Annotated in this window: 14 protein-coding genes; 3 read left to right on the top strand and 11 right to left on the bottom strand. The window is 66.8% G+C overall.

Translation table 11 applies throughout. From position 1 onward, the window contains the following. Position 1: 1 nt before the first annotated feature. The 7 genes from DYZ02_RS07220 to DYZ02_RS07190 form a co-directional block, all read right to left on the bottom strand. The gene (locus tag DYZ02_RS07220; protein WP_115685635.1) at positions 2-844 is read right to left on the bottom strand and encodes a hypothetical protein; all 843 of its coding nucleotides are present in this window, start codon (positions 842-844) and stop codon (positions 2-4) included. 44 nt (positions 845-888) lie between these two features. Further along, complete coding sequence (locus DYZ02_RS07215) at positions 889-2,250, bottom strand: DUF418 domain-containing protein (protein ID WP_115685634.1); 1,362 nt, start codon at positions 2,248-2,250, stop codon at positions 889-891. Positions 2,251-2,252: 2 nt separating this feature from the next. Then, positions 2,253-6,197, bottom strand: a complete 3,945-nt coding sequence (locus tag DYZ02_RS07210) for a Pls/PosA family non-ribosomal peptide synthetase (protein ID WP_425451041.1) — start codon at positions 6,195-6,197, stop codon at positions 2,253-2,255. Positions 6,198-6,852: 655 nt separating this feature from the next. After that, a complete protein-coding gene (locus tag DYZ02_RS07205; protein ID WP_115685632.1) occupies positions 6,853-7,803 on the bottom strand; it encodes a DUF2189 domain-containing protein in 951 nt (316 codons plus the stop codon). Between the two features lie 89 nt (positions 7,804-7,892). Further along, a complete protein-coding gene (locus DYZ02_RS07200; protein ID WP_115685631.1) occupies positions 7,893-8,399 on the bottom strand; it encodes a VanZ family protein in 507 nt (168 codons plus the stop codon). Beyond that, complete coding sequence (gene leuS, locus DYZ02_RS07195) at positions 8,399-11,227, bottom strand: leucine--tRNA ligase (RefSeq protein ID WP_115685630.1); 2,829 nt, start codon at positions 11,225-11,227, stop codon at positions 8,399-8,401. The genes DYZ02_RS07200 and leuS overlap by 1 nt, the downstream gene beginning before the upstream one ends. Positions 11,228-11,229: 2 nt before the next feature. After that, the gene (locus DYZ02_RS07190; protein ID WP_115685629.1) at positions 11,230-12,927 is read right to left on the bottom strand and encodes a dihydroxyacetone kinase family protein; all 1,698 of its coding nucleotides are present in this window, start codon (positions 12,925-12,927) and stop codon (positions 11,230-11,232) included. Between the two features lie 92 nt (positions 12,928-13,019). Between DYZ02_RS07190 and DYZ02_RS07185 the strand changes: the two genes are divergently transcribed. After that, positions 13,020-14,144, top strand: a complete 1,125-nt coding sequence (locus DYZ02_RS07185) for a glycerol dehydrogenase (RefSeq protein ID WP_115685628.1) — start codon at positions 13,020-13,022, stop codon at positions 14,142-14,144. On the opposite strand, the gene DYZ02_RS07180 is transcribed toward DYZ02_RS07185, so the two are convergent. Beyond that, positions 14,141-14,464, bottom strand: a complete 324-nt coding sequence (locus DYZ02_RS07180; protein WP_115685627.1) for a hypothetical protein — start codon at positions 14,462-14,464, stop codon at positions 14,141-14,143. The genes DYZ02_RS07185 and DYZ02_RS07180 overlap by 4 nt on opposite strands. A 91-nt stretch (positions 14,465-14,555) precedes the next feature. Here DYZ02_RS07180 and DYZ02_RS07175 point away from each other — a divergent pair, with 91 nt between their 5' ends. Next, positions 14,556-14,969 carry a YbaN family protein gene (locus DYZ02_RS07175; RefSeq protein WP_115685626.1) on the top strand — a complete coding sequence of 138 codons (414 nt, stop codon included), beginning with the start codon at positions 14,556-14,558 and terminating at the stop codon, positions 14,967-14,969. Here the strand turns inward: DYZ02_RS07175 and DYZ02_RS07170 are convergent. The 3 genes from DYZ02_RS07170 to DYZ02_RS07160 all read right to left on the bottom strand — a co-directional run bounded on the left by DYZ02_RS07170 (position 14,947) and on the right by DYZ02_RS07160 (position 18,631). After that, complete coding sequence (locus DYZ02_RS07170) at positions 14,947-16,317, bottom strand: amino acid permease (RefSeq protein ID WP_115685625.1); 1,371 nt, start codon at positions 16,315-16,317, stop codon at positions 14,947-14,949. The two genes, DYZ02_RS07175 and DYZ02_RS07170, sit on opposite strands and share 23 nt — an antisense overlap. Before the next feature lie 75 nt (positions 16,318-16,392). Next, a complete protein-coding gene (locus tag DYZ02_RS07165) occupies positions 16,393-17,853 on the bottom strand; it encodes an HNH endonuclease signature motif containing protein (protein ID WP_115685624.1) in 1,461 nt (486 codons plus the stop codon). Between the two features lie 100 nt (positions 17,854-17,953). Further along, entirely contained in the window at positions 17,954-18,631 is a 678-nt protein-coding gene (locus DYZ02_RS07160; protein WP_181896918.1) for a TetR/AcrR family transcriptional regulator, read from the bottom strand. A 111-nt stretch (positions 18,632-18,742) separates the two neighbouring features. On the opposite strand from DYZ02_RS07160, the gene DYZ02_RS07155 reads away from it, so the two are divergent. Beyond that, complete coding sequence (locus DYZ02_RS07155; protein WP_115685622.1) at positions 18,743-20,212, top strand: flavin monoamine oxidase family protein; 1,470 nt, start codon at positions 18,743-18,745, stop codon at positions 20,210-20,212. Position 20,213 lies beyond the last annotated feature (1 nt).

Below are 20,213 nucleotides of genomic sequence, written 5' to 3'. Positions count from 1 at the left end.
ATCAGTTCCATCGGATCGGTGCAGGTTTGAGCGGCGCTTCGGTGACACCCGGGATTCCTTCGTCAAACTCGTAGCTCACGCTCGACGCGGTATCTTCCGGGGCCGCCCCTGTATCCACCACTCCGACAGCGCCCCGTGCGTAGGGGTAACCCACTTCCAGCATGCTCTCGGTGGTCGGAAGCTTCGATATGTCCGGAATGCCGCAGGCGTTGTCCGCCCCGCCGACGAGGGACTTCGCTACCGCTCCATCGAAATTCGCGGGCACCATTGTGGGCGGAGTGACCGCAGTGTTCACGACGTCGGGCACCCCTTTCAGAACCATGGGGTCGTAAATGGGCTTCGACACTGCCCCCAGGAACGTGATGTCGTAGGCGTAGCAGAAGAAGTGGCTGACGTTGACGGCGCGCTCTGGTTCGAGAAGCTCCACATTCTCGCGCGGCACAAAAACCCCGTCATGCGCGACGATCGACCAGACGAGCAGGCGGCCTTCAGTGTCTGAGGTCGCTACTGTGGCGGGTTCACCGAACGGGATGACCGTCCCCGGGGCAGTGAGGGCCACTTCAAAGCCGTTGGGGTACAAAAAGGTGGGCAGGGGAACCACCGGCGGGGGAGGACTCTGCTCAATTTGGGGAGCATCGGAAGGTTCTTCGCTTTCGCTGAGGGCATCGAAGTCTTCAACCTCGTCCGGTTCGGTCTTTTTCGTCAGGGCGAGCGTCGAAGGCTTGGGCCGGAACCCCTCGGTTTCGACCTCACCGCACGCTGTCGTGCTGAGCACCACCGCCAGAGCCAGGCCGACGGTTCCCAGCGATCGCGCCGTGGATCGGCGTGACGGACATGTGTTCATGGGTACATCACTCCTTTGGTATTTTTCCTTTTCACGAACACGGCTTACTGGTCCGCTTCCTGCTTTACGACGACCGGCTCCGGCGGTTCCGGAACGAACACGTAGCCGGCACGCTTGCAGAACCTCGAGACGAGAGCCTCCAGCGGGCCCCTTCCCCGCGCCAGCTGCCAGGCGCTGGCAAACATGACAGCCACGATCACCTGCGCGAAAAACCAGGTGACAGGGTAGGTATCTACCGAGTCCGCAAAGGCGGAGTAGACGATCAGGTGCGCCACGTACAGCGTCAACGTCATCGACCCTGCGGCGATCAACGGGTAGAGCAGGTCATTGAGCATCCTCGTCACCACCAGGAGGGCGCCGATGGCGAACATCGCCAAACCTATCGACGTGAGCAGGTCCGCGGTGGTGTCCGTGTGCGGGCCGTTTACGGCCAGCCACCACAGAGTGTCGGTGGGCAGGTGGCCGTCCGGGCCGTAATCGAGGACGTCGACAATGTCCTCGGCCTCGAACCCGTCGGTGTAGTAGTACAGTTCCGCGAACCCCCCGAGGTAGTCGATGAGAATCGTTGAGAGGAAGGAGCCGAGGAATGCGAGTCCCGCACCGAAGACGATGAGCCGAACGTGTGTCAGCAGCCACCGCAGGTTCAGGCGCCCAATTGCGATCCCGACGCACAGGTAGCTCATCCAGGTGACCAGAGGGTAAGTCCCGCCGACCAGCAAGGTCAGCAGGGTGTCCGCCGGCATGGAGAACAACGAAGTGAAATTCGGGTTGTACGTCGTCGTGTAGTCGATCCTCGCGTTGGTGAAAAACACTGCCACAGGGCCGAACACGATGAAGGCGGCTGCCCACGCGAGCAGGGTGCGGATGCGCGCACCCGTCAGCGGGATGGCCGCGAGGAACATCAACCCGTAATAGGGGAGAATGTCATAAACCGGAAACGCCAGTTCGTCGATGGCCAGGCCGATGAGAAGGATCAGCACCGCGCGCGCGGCGAGCGACACCCGCGCCCGCCGCATCTTACGCCCGGAATAGGGGTTGTTGGAGCCCGTGACGAGTGCGACAGTGACGCCGGCGAGCACCGCGAAAAGCGCTGCGGCGTGCCCGGCGACCATTTGCCACACGAAAGTGGGGCGTCCCGTGTACTCGTTGTACGGCGGCAGCACGTGGACGGCAATCATGCCGAGCAGCGCACAGCCGCGCGCGGCGTCCAAACCAGTGATCCGCTTCGGATTGCGTGCCGGACCGAATGCGAGGTCCTTGCTCCACTGCGAAGCGGTCGGTTCCGGCGGCGGTGTGTACACCGGCGGCGGCGCGGCCTTCTCGCCGTCCCAGATGGGGCGGACGCCTGCCGGGCCCGGGGCGGGCCTGGTTGTCTCGATGTGCGGGCCAGATGTGGGCGATTCCATTTTTATCCTTTCACTGGAACTCGGCGGGGCGGGTTGTTCACGTAGGCAACCGGGTTTCCGGACCACACGGTGTCTGCGGGGATCGCGTCCTGCCGCAGGACGAGCGAGCCCGGGTGCACCGTTGTCCTTTCGCCGAGGGAGGAGCCGGGGAGCATGAAACTGTTCGGGCCGAGTGTGGCTCCAGCTTCCGCAGTGACCGGTTCGAGGGCCATGACTCTGTCATGGAAGAGGTGCGTCTGCATCACGGTGCCGCGGTTGATCGTGGCCCGGTCTGCGATTTTGATCAGATCGAATTCAGGCAGCCACCATGTCTCACACCAGACGCTCCGCCCGATCGATGTTCCCATCATCCGGGCCCACAGGTTATACATCGGCGAACCGAGGGACATACGGATGAGCGAAGGCACTGCGAGCAGTTCCGTGAAGTTGTCCACGAGTTCCCCGCGCCACACGAAGGTGGAGAACAGGGTGTGGTTTCCTGCCTTGAAACGCCCAATGATGAGCCATTTCAGAAGGATCGGGATCAGGCTGGCGATGATGCCCGCCGCGAGAACGATGGGGAACGACCAGAGGAACACGGCTTTCATCCCGCTCCAGCCGAGACCGTGGCGCATGTAGACGGTCGTGCCGGCCCAGACGATGAAGAGGTCGAGGTAGGCGACGATGATAACGGGGACAAGGCGGAGAGCTTCGACGAAGGCGCGCGCAAGCTGGAGGTAGCTCGGCGGATTGAACGTGTGCCTGATGTCGGCGTCGACATGGGTGCGGGGGATCTGCCGCGTGGATCGCCCGAGCCACGACGTCCCTTTTCCGGGGCGCTCCGGGGTCGAGGACAAAACTGCGATGAGGGAGTCTTCCGGCAGGTCGTGATCTGGTCCCACGATTCCGGAATTGCCGACGAAGGAACCGTCGCCGATCACCGTTGTACCCAGGTGGACCCACCCGCCGCGGAAACGGGCGGCAGCGCAGAGAGAGTGATCCGCCAGAAAGCATCGATCACCGATCGAGGTGAGGTGGGGGATCGTCTCTACTGTCGAGATTTCCGTGTCATTGCCCACCCGGGCACCCAACAGCCTGAGGAACGCAGGGGTCATCCCTCCCGCGTACATGAAATACGTTGAGGTGAGGGTCTTTTGCAGCATCGTGTGAGTCATCCACACTGCCCACCCCGTCGATGATTGCGTGGGGAAATAACCCGGCCGGATGAGCGTGGCGCAGAAGCGGACCGTGAGGATGACCAGGGTGAGCCACGTCACCACCGTCAGGACGCTGAACAGCGGAACCCACGCAGCAAGAATGGGGAAGACTTCCTGGTACCGCGAGCGGGCGATGACGCGCGGCAGGACAATTGCGATGCCCGGCAGGAGGGCCAAGACGGGTAACAGGGTGCCCCAGGCCCGCCCGACCAGGAAGAGAGACTTGAACTGGAAGGACCCGAGGGCGTTCACGCTTCCTGCTGCTGTCGCCGCTTCCGGTGTTTCACAGGGCCAGGTCGTGCCTGCCTCGCCGCGATGCACGAGCGGTGAACCGCCGAAGCGCTGTCCGTTGGGGATGCTGCCCGTCACGCACGAGCCGGGGAGGATTTCCGCGTCATCACCGATGCGCGCCCCCGGAGAAACGAAGGTCCTCAGTCCGATACGCACCCGGTCGCCGACGAGGATGTGGCCCACGTGGAACGTGTCGCCGTCAATCCAGTGGCCGTTGATGTCCACTTCCTGCTCCAGCGCGGCCCTTTCACCGATCGTCGCCAGGCCAGTGACGGGCGGCATCGTCGCTAGCTCCGCATCGCGTCCCACCCGGCAGCCGAACAATCTGTAAAGCAAGGGCGTCGTCGGGGTGCCGAGCACGGATTCGAGCCGGAGATACGTCACATACCGCTCGGCCGCCCACACCCGCAGGTGCGTCCACCCTCCGCGCAGATACTGGCCCGGGCGGACACCTGCAGTCAGGAGACGCACCACGAGTGTCGCCTGGAAGATCTTGCCCGGCACGGAAAAGAGAAGGAACCAGCCGGCCAGCAGTGGCCAGAACGGCACAGCCGGGACCCAGCCCGCGTCGAAGAAGAACCCGAGCGCCCACACAACCAGAAGTGAGCCGACAATGTAGCGCGCTGCGTTCACGACATAGATGCCGCACACGGTGAGGAACTGGAAGATACCGGACCACCAGGGGATTTTCGCGGGAGTCGGGCGGTGCGCCCGTTCCTCGGTGAGTGTGTCCACATACTCGGCCATCGCGGCGAGCGTCGGGTTATCGTACAGCGCGCCGATGTCCAACGCCGGGTGGGAGGCTCGCAGCTCTACCGCAAGCTTGGCGATCGCCACCGAGGATCCTCCCAGCTCGAAGAAGTTGGACTCCGGCTCGAACGGGATCGGTCCAAGCTGGTCGGCCCATTTTCCGGCGAGCCAGTGCAGGTCCTCGGGGAGGGCGGCGAGGGACTCGCCTGAATCCGGCAGTGGCCACGGGAGGGCTTTGCGGTCGACCTTGCCCGATGTCTTCATCGGCAGTTCATCGACGACGCACAGCGTCGGTGCGATGCCACCGGGAAGGACTGTGGAAAGGTGACTGCGGACGTCGGCAAGCTCGAGCGGACCTTCTGCGACGATGTAGCCGACAATGACGTCGGAACCGGCCACCGTTTTCTGCTTGGCAGCGGCGGCGGCGGACACGCCGGGAGTGCTGGCCAGGGCGCGGTCAATCTCGCCGAGCTCCATGCGTCGCCCGCCGAACTTGATCTGGTCATCGGTTCTGCCGGAAAAGATCAGGCCCTCTCGCTCGGCGACGACCAGGTCACCCGTCCGGTACGCTCGCTCCCAGCCCAGGGCTGGCAGAGACGCATAAGCTTCCGCGTCCTTCGCCGCGTCGAGGTAGCGGCCGAGACCGACGCCCGTGACGATCAGCTCGCCGGTTTCTCCCCAGCAGACCGGTTCCCCGGACTCGGGGTCGACGACGGCGAGTTGCCAGCCCGGCGTCGCCCGTCCGATCCGGACAGGATCCTCGTCGCCCAACGGCTGCATCAGCTGCCCGGAGCAGATGACGGTGGTTTCGGTCGGCCCGTACGTGTTCCACAACTCGCGGCCGGGCGCCGCCAACCGGTTGATCAGGCCCTTCGGCAGGGCCTCTCCGCCGAAGATGAGCAGCCGGACGGCGCTCAGCGATTCCGTCGGCCAGAAGGAGGCCAGCGTCGGCACCGTTGACACGGCCGTGATCCGTTGCTCAGTGATCCATTTGCCGAGCTCGTCGGCGGAACGAACGATCTCGCGGGGCGCAGCGATGAGGGCCGCACCGTAGCGCCAGGCCAGCCACATCTCTTCGCAGGACGCGTCGAAGGCAACGGAAAGACCCGCCATGACACGGTCGCCGGGGCCAAGCGGCTGGTCCACAAGGTACATGCGCGACTCGGCGTCGACAAGCGCCGCCGCGGACCTGTGGGTGATCGCGACTCCCTTGGGTTTTCCTGTCGACCCCGAGGTGAAAATGATCCAGGCATCGTCCGTGAGCTCCGGTTCCGCCTCGGCCACAGGATCCCTGTGTGCACCCCGCGTGCCTATGGAGAGGTCTTCGCCGTAGACGGCGGCGACGTCCGCTTCCTCCCACACGGTCTCGGCGCGGCTGTCCGGGTCATCCCAGTCGACGGGAACATAGGCTGCTCCGGCACAGATGGTGGAGAGGATCGCAACATAGAGGTCGGTGGTGCCCGACGGAACCCGAATCCCGATCCGGTCGCCTTTCCCGATGCCAAGCTGCGCGAGGCGCCCCACTTCGGCATGAATGCGTTCCGCTAGTTCTCGGTAAGTGAGTGTCCCGTTTGATCCTTCGAGCGCCAGAGCATCCGGGAATTCCTCAACCGTTGCTGAGAAAATGTCAACAAGCGTGCGGGGCGGCGGCACGTCGTCGACTCCGAAAATCGCATAAGTTTCGTCATCGTGTCTCTTCGGAGAAATAATGGAATCCATTGCTACTTGTTTCTTCTAGGAGATGGGGACCGCTTTCCTGCGCTTCTCCCGGTCCGCCCAAGCAGTGCTTGGCCTAGGCGACGGGGGTCCCGTGGCAAAGCATAAAGATCGTATAACGATTAGATTTCAAAGAAACCTTTTTGGCTTTTTCTTCGCATTCCTCAACAATGGTTCCGGCCGACGTCCGTTTGCCCCCCGATCGTAAGGCACTCCCACCTTTCGCACAGGTTTCACCCAAACTCATCTTTGTGCCTGATGAGCATATGTTTATAGGGCGGCCAGATTTCCCTCAGCTTACGCCACTCTCATTAAGTGAATGAGACGTTCTCTTCACTGGCGCGTTCCTATGAAATCGGTCACCTCTGCGCTCCTGCCGCCTGCTCCGGGAGCGTGCCCTCAGCATCGCTTCTGAGTCACGCGTGCCCAAGCCCGGGAGAATCGAGACGCTTCTTGTCACCCCAGCGAGCCCACGGTCCACCGCATGGCTGCGGTCCCCGGGGTGGTGCCGGACTGAGACCCTGCCGTTCATTCTGCGCGCTGCTTGTGGCGCCCCTGGATACGAAAAAGCTGCACGAGCCCTTCCGGACTGTGCAGCTTGAGAGTGCGGATGAGGTGGGCGGAGCCCTGCTCACCGTGGGAGTTGCTTCTAGGCCTCCGCGGGAACCGGGCCGCCGGAGACCTGGCGGTAGGCGTACGCCTGGGCCAGGGTCGAGGCCGGGACGACCACCACGAGGCCGAGGCCGAACAGGAGCGCGCCGACGACGGTGACAACGACGCCGATCAGCGAGAACAGCAGCAGCTGGCCGTAGTTGCGCGCGCCGGCGGAGATGCCCTCCTTCAGGGAGCCGCCGAAGTCCGCCGCGTTGTCCGCCGCGTACCACACCGGGAAAACGAAGAACGGCGCGAGGAAGAACATGATCAGCCCGGTCAGGCCGATGACCTTCATCATGGAGAGGATCAGCGGCATCATCTCCTCGATGTCGCCGGATTCCAGGGCAGCCTGGTCGAGGGTGCCGGCGGTGTCCATGATCGGCTGGCCGAAGACGGCGAGCGCGATGAGCAGGACGATGACGCCGATGAGCATGGCAATGAGGCTGATCACCACGAGCACGCCGAGGGAGAGCCCGTAGCGCGGCGCGTTGAGGCCGTTGAACTTCCAGTGCTTGGCCAGGGTGCTCATCAGGGCGAAGGAGTAAATCACCGGGTAGACGAAGAGCATCGCGAAGGAGAGCAGGTTGCCCACCACCGGGACGACGTAGCTCAGGGCGAAGATGCCCACGGTAGCGAGCAGGCCGTAGGTGATCCAGACCTGCCAGTTGGCAAAGGTCGCCTTGAAGCCGAAGCCCCACGCCTCCACCGCGTTCATCTTGCCGGTGCCGCGGCGGTGCACCCAGCCGTTCGTCGCCGGGTCGTTGATGGGGTGGAGCTGCTGGCCGTCGCCGTAGGTGCCGTCGACAAGCGTGGTGCCGTGGTGGCGCAGGGCGCCGTGGCTCGCGTTCACGTCGAAGGCGTCGGCGCTGTAATCACCCGTGCCGTAGTCACCTGTTCCGTAGTCGTCGTTGGGGTAGTTGGCACCCCCGTTGTAGGAAGTAGTCATAGATCACACTTTCTCGCGACAGCATGGACCCCCGCGACGCTAGCAGAAGCCGCGCCGTCCTTCCTGCCGTGTTACCGGATCGATACGGCTCAATACACCTTCTTTACCCTGCCGGGGTCGCCGAGCCGCTCGCCCGCGAGCGCCAGTCCGAGGAACACAAGCGCGACCGCGTAGCCGAGGCCCACCCACAGCGGGTGAAACCTGGGGCCAAACAGCTTCGCGACGCCAACCCCGACCGCAGCCCCGAGCGTGTTCATGATCAGGTCGTCGATGTCCGTCAGCCCGAGGGCGAAGACGTACTGGCCCGCCTCCATCGCCAGGCTGAGCGCCGCCCCGAAGGCGACGGCTTTCCAGGCCCGCCCGAACACCACGTAGGCGAGAACTCCCACCGGGACGAAGAAGGCGATGTTGCCGCCGTAGCCGAAGAGGGGAGCGAAGAGGGACTGGGCGTCGGAAAGCTCGCCGAGGGGGACCAGGGACAGCCCCCGGCGCGACTGGTTCGCCGGATCCCACAGGTAGCCGATCCGGTAGAAGGACTTGAGCATGGTCAGGGCCACGACCACGCAACAGTAGGCTGCCAGCGAACCCGCGCGCACTACTTCACCACGAGGTTGACCATGCGGCCCGGCACGGCGATGACCTTGACCACGTTCTTGCCCTCGATGAGCTCGGCGATGCGGCCATCGGACAGAGCAGCCGCCTCCATGTCCTCGCGCGAGGCGTCGGCGGCGACGCGGACGCGGGCGCGGACCTTGCCGTTGATCTGCACCGGGATCTCCACGGTGTCGTCGACAAGCAGTGCCTCGTCGAAGGTGGGGAAGGGCTCGAAGGTGATCGTGCCGGGGTGGCCGAGCTTGGACCACAGCTCCTCCGCGATGTGCGGGGCGAGCGGGGAGACCATCTGTACCAGGGGCTCGACCGCGGCGCGGGGCACCTCGTTCGGGTACGTCTTGGTGAGGTAGTTGACGTACTCGATGAGCTTGGCCACCACGGTGTTGTCGCGCAGGTGGCCGTAGTCCTCGCGCACACCCGCGATGGTGCGGTGGAGCTGCTTGGCGTCGTCCTCGGTCAGCTCAGTGTTGCGGGCGAGCACCTCGCCGGTCTCCTCGTCGACCACCAGGCGCCACAGGCGCTGGAGGAAGCGGTGCGAACCGACGACGTCCTTCGTCGCCCACGGCCGGGAGGTGTCCAGCGGGCCCATCGCCATCTCGTAGACGCGCAGGGTGTCGGCGCCGAAGTCGCGGGCGATGTCGTCGGGGGCGACGGCGTTCTTCAGCGACTTGCCCATCTTGCCGTACTCCTGGTTGACCTCCTCTCCGTTGTAGAAGAAGCGGCCGTCCTTCTCCTCCACCTCGGCGGCCGGGACGTACACGCCGCGGGCGTCGGTGTAGGCGTAGGCCTGGATGTAGCCCTGGTTGTAGAGGCGGCGGTAGGGCTCGCGCGAGGTGACGAAGCCCAGGTCATAAAGCACCTTGTGCCAGAAGCGGGAGTAGAGCAGGTGCAGCACGGCGTGCTCGACGCCGCCGACGTAGAGGTCCACGCCGCCCGGGTCGTTCTCGCCGCGCGGGCCCGTCCAGTAGCGCTCGTTCTCGATGTTGCAGAACTCCTCGGAGTTCGTCGGGTCGATGTAGCGCAGCTGGTACCAGGAGGAACCGGCCCACTGGGGCATGACGTTGGTGTCGCGGCGGTACTTCTGCTTGCCGTGGCCCAGGTCGAGCTCGACCTCCACCCAGTCGGTGGCCTTGGCCAGCGGGGGAGCGGGCTCGGAGTCGGCGTCGTCCGGGTCGAAGGAGACGGGGTTGTAGTCCTCGATCTGCGGCAGCTCCACCGGGAGCATCTCCTCGGGCAGGGAGTGCGCCTGGCCGTTTTCGTCGTAGACGATGGGGAAGGGCTCGCCCCAGTAACGCTGGCGGGCGAACAGCCAGTCGCGCAGCTTGTACTGGATCTTTTCCTCGCCGACGCCCTTGTCCTGCAGCCAGGCGATCGCCTTCTCGATCGCCTCGCCCTTGCCCAGGCCGTTAAGGTCCAGCCCGTCGTCGTTGGCGGAGTTGATGTGGGCGCCGTCGCCGGTGAACGCTTCCTCCGTCACGTCCCCGCCCTCGAGCACCGGCAGGATGGGCAGGCCGAATGTGCTGGCGAACTCGTGGTCGCGCTCGTCGTGGGCCGGCACCGCCATGATGGCGCCGGTGCCGTAGCCGGTCAGGACGTAGTCGGCGATGAACACCGGCACCTGCTCCCCGCTGACGGGGTTCGTGGCGTACGTGCCGAGGAAGACACCGGTCTTGTCTTTGTTCTCCTGGCGTTCCACGTCGGACTTCGCCGCGATCGCCTGCCTGTAGGCGGCCACAGCCTCCGCCGGGCTGTTCTCACCAAATGTCCAGCGCTTGTCGACGCCACCTTCGTACGCGTCGGCGGTGAGGGCGTCGACAAGCTCGTGCTCGGGGGCGAGCACCATGTAGCTCGCGCCGAAGAGCGTGTCCGGGCGGGTGGTGAACACCTCGATCGGGCCTTCGGGGGAGGCGAACGCCACCTGGGCGCCGCGGGAGCGGCCGATCCAGTTGCGCTGCATGGACTTGACCTTCTCGGGCCAGTCCAAAAGCTCCAGGTCCTCGAGGAGGCGGTCCGAGTAGGCGGTGATGCGCATCATCCACTGGCGCAGGCGCTTGCGGAAGACCGGGTAGTTGCCGCGCTCCGAGCGCCCGTCCGCGGTGACCTCCTCGTTGGCCAGCACCGTGCCCAGGCCGGGGCACCAGTTGACCATGGAGTCGGAGAGGTAGACCAGGCGGAACTCGTCGATCGCCTTGTGCTTCTCCTCGGTGGTCAAAGAGAGGAACTCGCGGCCGTCCTTGCAGGTCCGCGCGCCCGTCATGAGGTCGCGCACCAGGTCCTCGATCGGGCGGGCCTTCTGCTGCTCCTCGTCGAACCAGGCGTTGTAGATCTGCAGGAAGATCCACTGCGTCCAGCGGTAGAACTCCGGGTCCGTCGTGGCCACGGAGCGGCGGCGGTCGTGGCCCAGGCCCAGCGCGTCGAGCTGGCGGGTCATGTTGGCGATGTTCGCCTCCGTCGTCGTCCGCGGGTGTGTGCCCGTCTGGATCGCGTACTGCTCCGCCGGCAGGCCGAAGGAGTCGTAACCGAGGGTGTGCAGCACGTTCTTGCCCAGCATGCGGTTGTAGCGGGCGTAGACGTCGGTGGCGATGTAGCCCAGCGGGTGGCCCACGTGCAGGCCCGCACCCGAGGGGTAGGGGAACATGTCCTGGACGTTGAGCTTGTCCTCCGGAAGCACCTCACCGGTGGCGAGGTCACCCACCGGGTTCGGCGCGTTGAACGTGCCGTTGTCCACCCAGTAGCGCTGCCACTTCTGCTCGATCTCATTCGCCAGCCCCGCCGTGTAGCGGAAGGCGGGCCCCTCGGTCGCGTTAGTCATGCTTAGACAGTGTAGTGGGTGGCCACCGGGTCCTCGGACCCGAGGAGCCAGGTCACCACGATCGCGCCGGGGTCCGGCACGTCCTTCGTGGACTCGCCGAGGTAGGAGGCGCGGCCCTTCTTCGCCGAGATCTCGCGGGTGTGCGCCACGCCCTCGACGGCCGCCTCGCGGGCGGCGGCCATGGCCTCCTCGAGCGGGGTGCCGGGGTCGATCTCCGCCAGCGCGCGGGCAGCCGGGTAGAGGGCGTCCACCATCGTCTTGTCACCGTACTCCGCCCCGCCGAGCTCGTGGATGGCCTCGTACGCGCTGCTCAGCCCGGCCGCGAGCGACTCCGTGGTGAGGCGGTCCTCCACGGCGTGGGAGAGCTCGGTGAACAGGGTGCCGAAGACGGCGCCCGAGGTTCCCCCGGAGCGCACGAGGCAGCGGTGGGCGAGGCCCTCGAGGATGTCGCCGTCGCGGCCGCGCAGGGGCAGCTCGATGTCGCCGAAGGCGGCGTCGATATTGGCGCCGAAGTCGCCGTCGCCGGCAATGCGGTCCAGCTCGGTGAGGTCGTCCACGCCCGCCTGGGCCCGCTCGATGAAGCCCGTCAGCCAGGGGTTCTCCTCGCCGGTCTCCGGCAGCTTGTCGGCGAAGCTCATCTCCGCCGGGGCAAAGGTCGCCTCGGTTCCGATGGCGGCGGGCCAGGCCGGGGCGGCCGTGGGGGCGTCGAGAAGCTCGGCGATCTCGTCGGTGCAGCGCGTGAGCGTCACGGACACGCCGTGCATGTTGACGGAGGTGACGAAGGTGCCGTTGAGGCTGCGGCGCACGGTGATGCCGCGCTCGGCGAGCCAGGTGAGCACCTCGCCGAACACGAGGTGGATCTCGAGCAGGGTGGTGCCGCCGAGCCCGTTGGTCAGGCAGACGACCTCGTCGCCCTCGGTGAGCCCGAGCGCCTCGACGAGGCCGGGCAGGATCGCCTCGACGATGTCGCGCGCCGACTTGATCTTCTCGCGGGCCACGCCACGCTCGCCGTGGATGCCCACGCCGACCTCCATGTCGCCGCTGTCCAGGTCGAAGGTGTCGCGGCCCGAGGTGGGCAGGTAGCCCGGCGCGAGCGCCACGGCCATGCTGCGGGAGTTGTCGGCGACCCACTGGGCCTTCTCCCGCACCGTCTCGAGGTCGTCTCCGCGGCGGGCGGCGGCGCCGGCGACCTTCTCCACGAGGATGGTGGCGGCGGTGCCGCGCCGGCCGGGGCCGTCCTCGTCGTCGCGCTCGGTGGCGATGTCCTCTTTGACCACCACGGTGGCGGTCTCCACCTCCGGGGTCATGCGGCAGGCGACGGAGAAGTTCATCACGTCGCCGGTGTAGTTCTTCACCACGTGCAGCACGCCGCGGCCCTGGTCCGCCCACGCGGTCGCCTCCGCAATCTGCACGGCGTTGGGGGAGGTGAACAGGTGCCCGGGGCACGCCGCGGCGAGCATGCCCCGGCCGATGAAGCCGCTGTGCATGGGCTCGTGGCCCGAGCCGCCGCCCGAGATCACGGCGACGGCGGGCTCGCCGCTGTCGGTGACCACCGGAGAGGCCTGGTGGATGAAGCCCGCCGCGTTCCACTCCGCATCCGGGTGGGCCGCGATGGTGCCTCCGACCGCCTCCGCCGAGAAATCGTGCGGGTTGTTGCGGAAGGAGCGCAGGGACGGTGAGGACTGTTCGTTGTCGGCCATGCCCCCAGGATAGTGAAACGGGCGAATCTCATATAAGTCTTTGTGCGCCTATGGTGGGCCACAGAGGAAGCCTCCGAGCGAAAGGAAAGACAATGACTGCCTCTCACACCCAGGACAAGATGTACACCGGCCCCTCCCGCTACGTGCAGGGCATTGACCTCATCGACCGCGCCGCGCACTACATCGCACCGCTCGGCTCGGCCCCGCTGATCATCGCCGACGAGATCGTCTGGGACATCGCGGGCCAGAAGCTGCAGGACAGCCTGCGCGGCGACGGCATGGAGGCCACCCACGAGGTCTTCGGCGGCGAGGCCTCGATGAACGAGATCGGCCGCATCGCCGACAAGGCGCAGTCGGGCGAGACCGACGTGATCATCGGCCTCGGCGGCGGCAAGACCATCGACACCGCCCGCGCCGTGGCCGACAAGCTCTCCCTGCCCGTGGCCATCTTCCCCACCGCTGTCTCCGCCGACGCGCCGACCGCCCGCGTCTCCGTGATCTACACCGACGAGGGCGTGTTCGACTCCTACCTCTTCTACGACCGCAACCCGGACCTCGTCGCGGTGGACACCCGCGTCATCGCCAACGCGCCCGTGCGCACGCTTCGCTCCGGGCTTGGCGACGCCCTCGCCACCCTCGTGGAGGCCCGTTCAGTCCACCGCGCCAACGGCCGCCGCATGGACGACTCCTCCCGCCCCACCCTCGCCGGCCTGGCGCTGGCCGAGAAGTGTGAGGAGGTGCTCTTCGCCTACGCCCACCAGGCCCTCAAGGACAACGAGGAGCACATCGTGTCCCCGGCGCTCGAGGCCATCTGCGAGGCGAACACGCTGCTGTCCGGCCTGGGCTTCGAGAACGGCGGGCTGGCTGCCGTCCACGCGATCCACAACGGCTTCACCGCCCTCGACGGCGACATTCACCACATGTCCCACGGCGAAAAGGTGGCCTTCGGCATCGGCGTGCAACTCATGCTCACCGGCGCCACCCGCGAGGAGGCGGACCGCTACTTCGGCTTCCTCCAGTCCGTCGGCCTGCCGACCACCCTGGAGGAGATCCACCTCGCCGACGCCACCGACGACGACCTGTACAAGATCGCCGAACTCGCCTGCTCCAGCGAGGAGACGCTGAAGCAGATGCCGGGCGAGCACACCCCGACCGACGTCGTGCAGGCGATCCGCGCGGCCGACCTCTACGCCCGCTCTCTGCGCGAGCGCGCCTAGCCGCGGGGGCGCTGCTCCCAGCGCAGCTCGCAGCCCAGCGCGTCGAGCACCTCGAACGCCTCGTCGGTGCCGTCCTCGAGGCTCTCGGCGGCGTCCTGGCCGCCGGAGGTGATGTCCACGACAACCTCCTCCGGCGCGGACGTGACCTCCTGGACCATCCAGCCGCCGCGCCCGCGCGTGCCGAGGGGGTCGGCGGGCAGGTCGTCGAGCCAGTCGAGGACCGCCTGGCGCGCGTGCGCCCCGGTGACCGTGAGGCGCACGGTCGCGGGCGAATCGTCGGGGGCCAGCCAGTCGTGGTCGATCTCGTAGCGTTCGCTCATGCGGACCAGGGTAGCGGGCGCGTTGCGTGGCGGAGGTTTGGCAAGGCTTGCCTTACCTAAATCGCGGCGAGCGTGTAGCGTGGTGCCCAGTATGCGTTACCTCTACCTCGCCGCCGGGCTCGTCGCCGCGGGCTTCGGCGCCCTCGGCGCCTTCCTGCCCCTCCTGCCCGCCACCCCGTTCCTGCTGACCGCGCTGTTCTTCTTCACCCGCAGCTCGCCTCGCCTCGAGCACAGGCTGCTGCACCACTCCGTCTTCGGCGAGTACATCACCGACTATTACGTCGGCGAGCTCAGCCGGGCCCGTAAGGTACAGATCATCGGGCTGATGTGGACGTCGATGGCCGTGTCCATGCTCATCGTGCGCGAGCTCTGGTTCACCGTCATGCTCACCGCCATCGCCCTCGGTGTGGCCGTCCACATCGCGCTGCTCACCCCCAACCCGGCGCGCGCGGCGAAATTCCGGGCCCGCTACAGCCTCCCGGCTACAGCATCTGCCACACAGTGATGGCCATGATGACCACGCCCATCACACCCACGAAGAGTATGTCCGGCCGGTTGGCGTAGTGCCTGAACGCCGTGGCCTTGCGGAACAGCAGCGTGGGGACGAGGTAGACGAGGAAGGTCATGAACAGCCCGCCGACCACCGAGATGAGGTCCAGGATGGACGGGTTGATGCCGGCGACGACCACCCCGGTGACGAACACGAAGAGGTAGACGGCGTAGTCGAGGAGTCGGTCGTCGATCCGCTTCGCGGTCTCGGGGGCGACGACGCGGATCAGGTAGGCGGTGCCCTCCTCCGCGCCGAGCATGTGCCCGAAGTAGGAGGACGCGATGGCGCAGATCGCGACGATCGGGGTCATGATCGCCATGAACGGCGTGTTCGTGACGTTGGCGAAGTAGCTCAGCACCGGGATGTTCTGGGCGCGGGCCTCCTCGAGCCCGTCGGCGCCCAGCGTGAGGGTGCAGGACCACACGAAGAACATCGTGAACACCACCAGCAGCGTCGCCGTGATCAGCTCGATCTTCGACACCTGCCGCTCCGTGGCGGCGACGTCCCCCTTGCGCGCCTTCTGGACGTCGAGAGCAAACTGCGACACCGCCGCCATGTGGCTGAAGGAGAACACCAGCACCGGCAGGATGAGCAGCAGCGACTGCCACAGCGGGGTCGGCGACTCGTAGGCGCGGAAGCCCGCCAAGTCCCACTTGGGCACCAGGTAGAGCGACACCGCGGCCAGGGCCACGATCAGCGGGTAGACGAGGATGTTCGCGAACCACAGCGTCGCCTTTTTGCCCAGCGCGAAGGCGCCGGTGAGCACGCCGATGCACAGGGTGGCCAGCACCGCCCGGGGCAGCTGCGGGCCGTGGAGCTGGTTGACGATGAAGCTGTCCATCGTGTTGGTGATCGAGATGCCGTAGATCAGCACCGTGGGGAAGATCGCCAGCCAGTAGATCACCGCCGTTGACACGCCCCGCTTGCGGCCCGTCAGGGCCGTGACCACCTGCAGCACGTCCAGCCCTTTCTCCGGAGAGGCGCTGACGATGCGCGCGTAGGTCCGGTGGGAGAAGAACACCAGCGGGCCGATGAAGAGCGTCGCGATGACCAGCGGCCAGAAGCCGAAGCTGCCGGCGTCGATGGGCAGGAAGAGGATGCCCGCGCCGACCGCCGTGCCGAACAGCGTGATCACCCACGACAGGAACGTGCCGTTGGGGGCGTCGCCGCTGCGGTTGAGGCGGATCTGGTCGGCGTCGGCCTCGGTGAGGTTCTCGAAGTGGAACTCCTCGCGCGACTGCTCCAGGTGCTCGGGCGAATAGGGGGCCGGTGAATCGTTTCCCTTCTCGTGGGATGTTGACATGGGTACCTTGCTGTGACGTTGTGTACGGGCGTACCGGGCCATCTTAGTGGCCGAGCGCTACCCGCACGTATCGTCTCAGGCCGCGGTGGCGTGCAGCAGCCACTCGTAATCCCGTGGGTCGGGGACCGTGTCGGTGCTTTCGGGAGGCGCGTCGACGGGCTCCGGGGGCAGCCAGGAGTGGTCCTCGCCCGCGGGGGTGAACTCGAAGCGCAGGCCGAACTCCTCCTCCAGCTCCGCTATCCCGGCGAGGCAGGCCTCGAGGTCTCCGCCCGCCTCAAAGGCGTCGCACAGCGCGTGGCATTTCGCGTTGAAGCGGGCCGCGTGCGCGCGGCTGGCCCGGTTGCCGTCCAGGGTGCTCACCCACCGTGGCGCGGTGGGCGTGGCGTAGGCGCCGAGGATGCCGTTGTCCTCCGACACCGCCCACCTCCCGTTGGAGAACAGCCACACGATTTCCCCGGTGACCGGGTCGGGGATGTAGAACGTCCTGCGATCGGTCTTCAGGTTGTGGTGGTGTTGGCACAGGGCGAAAAGGTTGCCGGGGGTCGTTCCGCCGCCGTCCCCGTACGGGATGCGGTGGTCGAGCTGGCAGGACTCCGCCGCGCGGTGGCAGCCCGGGAACACGCACGTGCCGTCGCGGGCGCGGACGTAATCGGCCATCTTCGGCGCGGGCGCGTAGCCCGCCACGCGGGATCCGGCGACGTCATCGAGGTCCACGACATCGGGCGGGCAGTCCCTGAGCAGGTCGTCGAGGACCGCGCCGCTCTCCGCCCCCGTCCAACCGAAGCCGGGCAGGTAGCTGGAGGGCGCGCGGCCCTTCGGGGAGAAGATGTGCAGCACCGGGCGCGCCACGGGCGTGGTAGCGCCCGTGAGCAGGGCGATCGCCGCTTCGGCCAGGCCCAGCTTCTTCTCCCGGGCGGCGCCGGTGACCGCGGCGCGCAGGCAGGCCATCGTCGCGGAGTCGGCGGTCAGCGTCATATAGGCGGAGGCGCCCGTGCAGTCCCCGGACCAGAAGTCCAGGCTCGGGGCGGCCGCGGCGCCCTCGCGCTTCGCCCGCTTCCTGCGGTCGAAGCTCACCGAGGCATCGATGGTGGCGACGAGGCGGCGCGGCCTCCGGGTGATGGACCAGGGGCTCGGCAGCGCCTCTCCCGCGAACATGCCGACCAGCTCGTTGTCGAAGACCTCCCACGCCTCGGCGGGGGTGTCGGGAGGCAGCAGCATGAGGGTCTTGTCGATGGCGGAGAGCCGTGGGACGTCGAGAAGCTTGCGTTGTCTCTGCAGGTCGCGCAGCTGCGGGAGGTCGTACAGGCGGGCGTAGCCGTCGATGCCCGTCTCCACGAAGCGTTTGCCGCGTTGGGTCTCGCACATGATCTCGGTGACTTCCATCGCGTAGTCGCTGTCGCGCCTGCGCCACGCGAAGCGGCCGAAGATGAGGTACTCGGCCTCGATCATCAGTCGGGCGCCGTCGCGGTGCTCCTGTTCGATTGCCTCGTAGAACTCGTCGCCGGGTGGCCCCAGCGTCGCCACCTCTACCTTCATGGGTGGTCCCCCTTTCCCCTCTGCCACTCACCATATCGAACACCCATTCGTTACGCAAGACCAAAAGCGAGACAATCCCAAAATAAATGGAATGAACGTTCTAGAGCAGGCAGCGGAGGAGCGCGCGCAGGCCCAGCTCGAAGGCCTGGTCCGCGTAGGGGTTCGCACCGGAAGAGCCGAGACCAGAAGAGTGACCAGCACCCGGACGCGCGGCGATGGCGCGGCGCAGGGTGGGGGCGTCGATAGGCGAGGACTCGGGGATGTCGAAGATGTCGGCGGGGGCCGCGACGTCGTAGGCCGAGCCGAAGATGAAGGACTCGAGGGCGACGATGGTGTCCATGACCGCCCCCTCCGGCACCCCCGCCGCGACGCAGACGCGGGCGAGGAACTCGTACATCTCCACCGTGTCGCGCGTGCCTGTGATCGGCATCGTCGCGATCTGCGCGATCAGCGGGACATGGGCGGAGAAGACGTCGCGGTAGGAGTGCGCCCACGCAGAGAGGGCCTCGGCGGCGGGCAGCTCACCGGCGAGGCAAGCCTCGAGGGCGGAGGTGTCCACCTGGGCCATCACGGCATCCTCGACGAGGAGGAGCAGCTCCTCCTTGCCCGAGACGTGGTTGTAGAGGGCGCTGGGGGAGACGCCGAGGCCGCGGGCGACGGCGGACATCGTGAGCTTCTCGTAGCCCGCCTCGGCCACCACGCCGAGGGCCACGGAGGCGATTTTTGCGGGCGTGACCACGGCTTTCGACGGCCGACCGCGCGATCGTTGGTGGGCCATGGGCACGTACCTCGTTCCTCTTTCACAACAAACAATGTATTGTGACCTACGACGCATAATGAATACCGTTCATTTTGCACCCGGAAACAACACCTGAAGGAGTGCGCACCCGTGAAGAAACTAGAGCGCGACGTAGTGATTGTAGGCGCCGGCCCCGCCGGCCTCACCGCAGCCCGCACGCTGAAGAAGAAGGGCCTGAGCGTGGCCGTCCTTGAGGCGCGCGACCGCGTCGGCGGACGCACCTGGAGCGGCAAGGTCGCCGACGACAACGGGGTCGAGCACTTCATCGAGCTCGGCGGCCAGTGGATCTCCCCGGACCAGACCCGCCTCACCGAGCTCGTCGAGGAGCTCGGCCTGACCACCTTCCAGCGCTACCGCGAGGGCACCTCCATCTACGTCTCCCCGGACGGCACCCGCCACGAGTACGAGGGCACCGTCTTCCCGGCCTCTGAGAAGACGATCGCCGAGATGGAGAAGCTCACCGCCCACCTCGACGAGCTCGCCGCCGAGATCGACCCGGCCGCACCGTGGGAGCACCCGCGCGCCCACGAGCTCGACCGCATCTCCTTCCGCGACTGGCTGGAGGGGCTCTCCGACGACCCGGAGGCCATCGACAACATCTCCATCTACGTCGCCTCGGGCATGCTGACCAAGCCCTCCTACACCTTCTCCGCCCTCCAGGCGCTGCTCATGGCCGCCTCCGCCGGCTCCTTCTCCAACCTGGTGGACGAGGACTTCATCCTCGACCGCCGCGTGGTCGGCGGCATGCAGTCCGTCTCCCTGACCATGGCGGCCGAGCTCGGCGAGGACGTCTTCCTCTCCAACCCGGTTCGCTCCATCACCTGGGCCGAGGTCGACCCCGACACCGCCGACGACCTCAACAACGTGCGCGCCGACGTGCGCAACGGCGTGCCGAACAACGGCGAGGCCGGCAACGTCGTGGTCTGCTCCGGCGAGCTCGAGGTGCACGCCCGCTTCGTCGTCCTGGCCGTCCCGCCGAACCTCTACAGCCGCATCAGCTACAACCCGCCGCTGCCGCGCGAGCAGCACGTCGCCCACCAGCACATCTCGATGGGCCTGGTGATCAAGGTCCACGCCGTCTACGACACCCCGTTCTGGCGCGAGGAGGGCCTCTCCGGCACCGGCTTCGGCGGCGGCCGCCTCGTGCAGGAGGTCTACGACAACACCAACTACCTCGAGGAAGGCGAGGACCCCTACGGCACGCTGGTGGGCTTCGTCTCCGACGTCTACGCCGAGCAGATGTGGGCCCTGCCCGCCGACGAGCGCAAGGAGGCCATCCTCGACGCCATGGCCACCTACCTCGGCCCGAAGACCAAGGAGCCGATCGCCTTCTACCTCTCCGACATGGCCGCCGAGGAGTGGACCCGCGGCGCCTACGCCACCAGCTACGACCTCGGCGGCCTGTCGCGCTGGGGCCACCTGCAGAACCAGCCCACCGGCCCGATCTACTACGCCTGCTCCGACATCGCCGGGGCCGGCTACCAGCACGTCGACGGCGCGGTGCGCATGGGCGAGGCGGTCGCCCTGGAGATCGCGGAGCGCAGCGGGAAGCAGGCGTAGG

Source organism: Corynebacterium senegalense (assembly GCF_900411315.1).
Classification (GTDB): Bacteria; Actinomycetota; Actinomycetes; order Mycobacteriales; family Mycobacteriaceae; genus Corynebacterium; species Corynebacterium senegalense.
Note: the sequence above shows the minus strand (reverse complement) of the source record. Positions and strands in the feature narration are given on the sequence as shown.

Coding starts and splice junctions, on each gene's coding strand:
- DYZ02_RS07220 (WP_115685635.1), bottom strand. CDS start 844: ATGAACACATGTCCGTCACGCCGATCCACGGCGCGATCGCTGGGAACC.
- DYZ02_RS07215 (WP_115685634.1), bottom strand. CDS start 2,250: ATGGAATCGCCCACATCTGGCCCGCACATCGAGACAACCAGGCCCGCC.
- DYZ02_RS07205 (WP_115685632.1), bottom strand. CDS start 7,803: ATGACTACTTCCTACAACGGGGGTGCCAACTACCCCAACGACGACTAC.
- leuS (WP_115685630.1), bottom strand. CDS start 11,227: ATGACTAACGCGACCGAGGGGCCCGCCTTCCGCTACACGGCGGGGCTG.
- DYZ02_RS07190 (WP_115685629.1), bottom strand. CDS start 12,927: ATGGCCGACAACGAACAGTCCTCACCGTCCCTGCGCTCCTTCCGCAAC.
- DYZ02_RS07185 (WP_115685628.1), top strand. CDS start 13,020: ATGACTGCCTCTCACACCCAGGACAAGATGTACACCGGCCCCTCCCGC.
- DYZ02_RS07180 (WP_115685627.1), bottom strand. CDS start 14,464: ATGAGCGAACGCTACGAGATCGACCACGACTGGCTGGCCCCCGACGAT.
- DYZ02_RS07175 (WP_115685626.1), top strand. CDS start 14,556: ATGCGTTACCTCTACCTCGCCGCCGGGCTCGTCGCCGCGGGCTTCGGC.
- DYZ02_RS07170 (WP_115685625.1), bottom strand. CDS start 16,317: ATGTCAACATCCCACGAGAAGGGAAACGATTCACCGGCCCCCTATTCG.
- DYZ02_RS07165 (WP_115685624.1), bottom strand. CDS start 17,853: ATGAAGGTAGAGGTGGCGACGCTGGGGCCACCCGGCGACGAGTTCTAC.
- DYZ02_RS07160 (WP_181896918.1), bottom strand. CDS start 18,631: ATGGCCCACCAACGATCGCGCGGTCGGCCGTCGAAAGCCGTGGTCACG.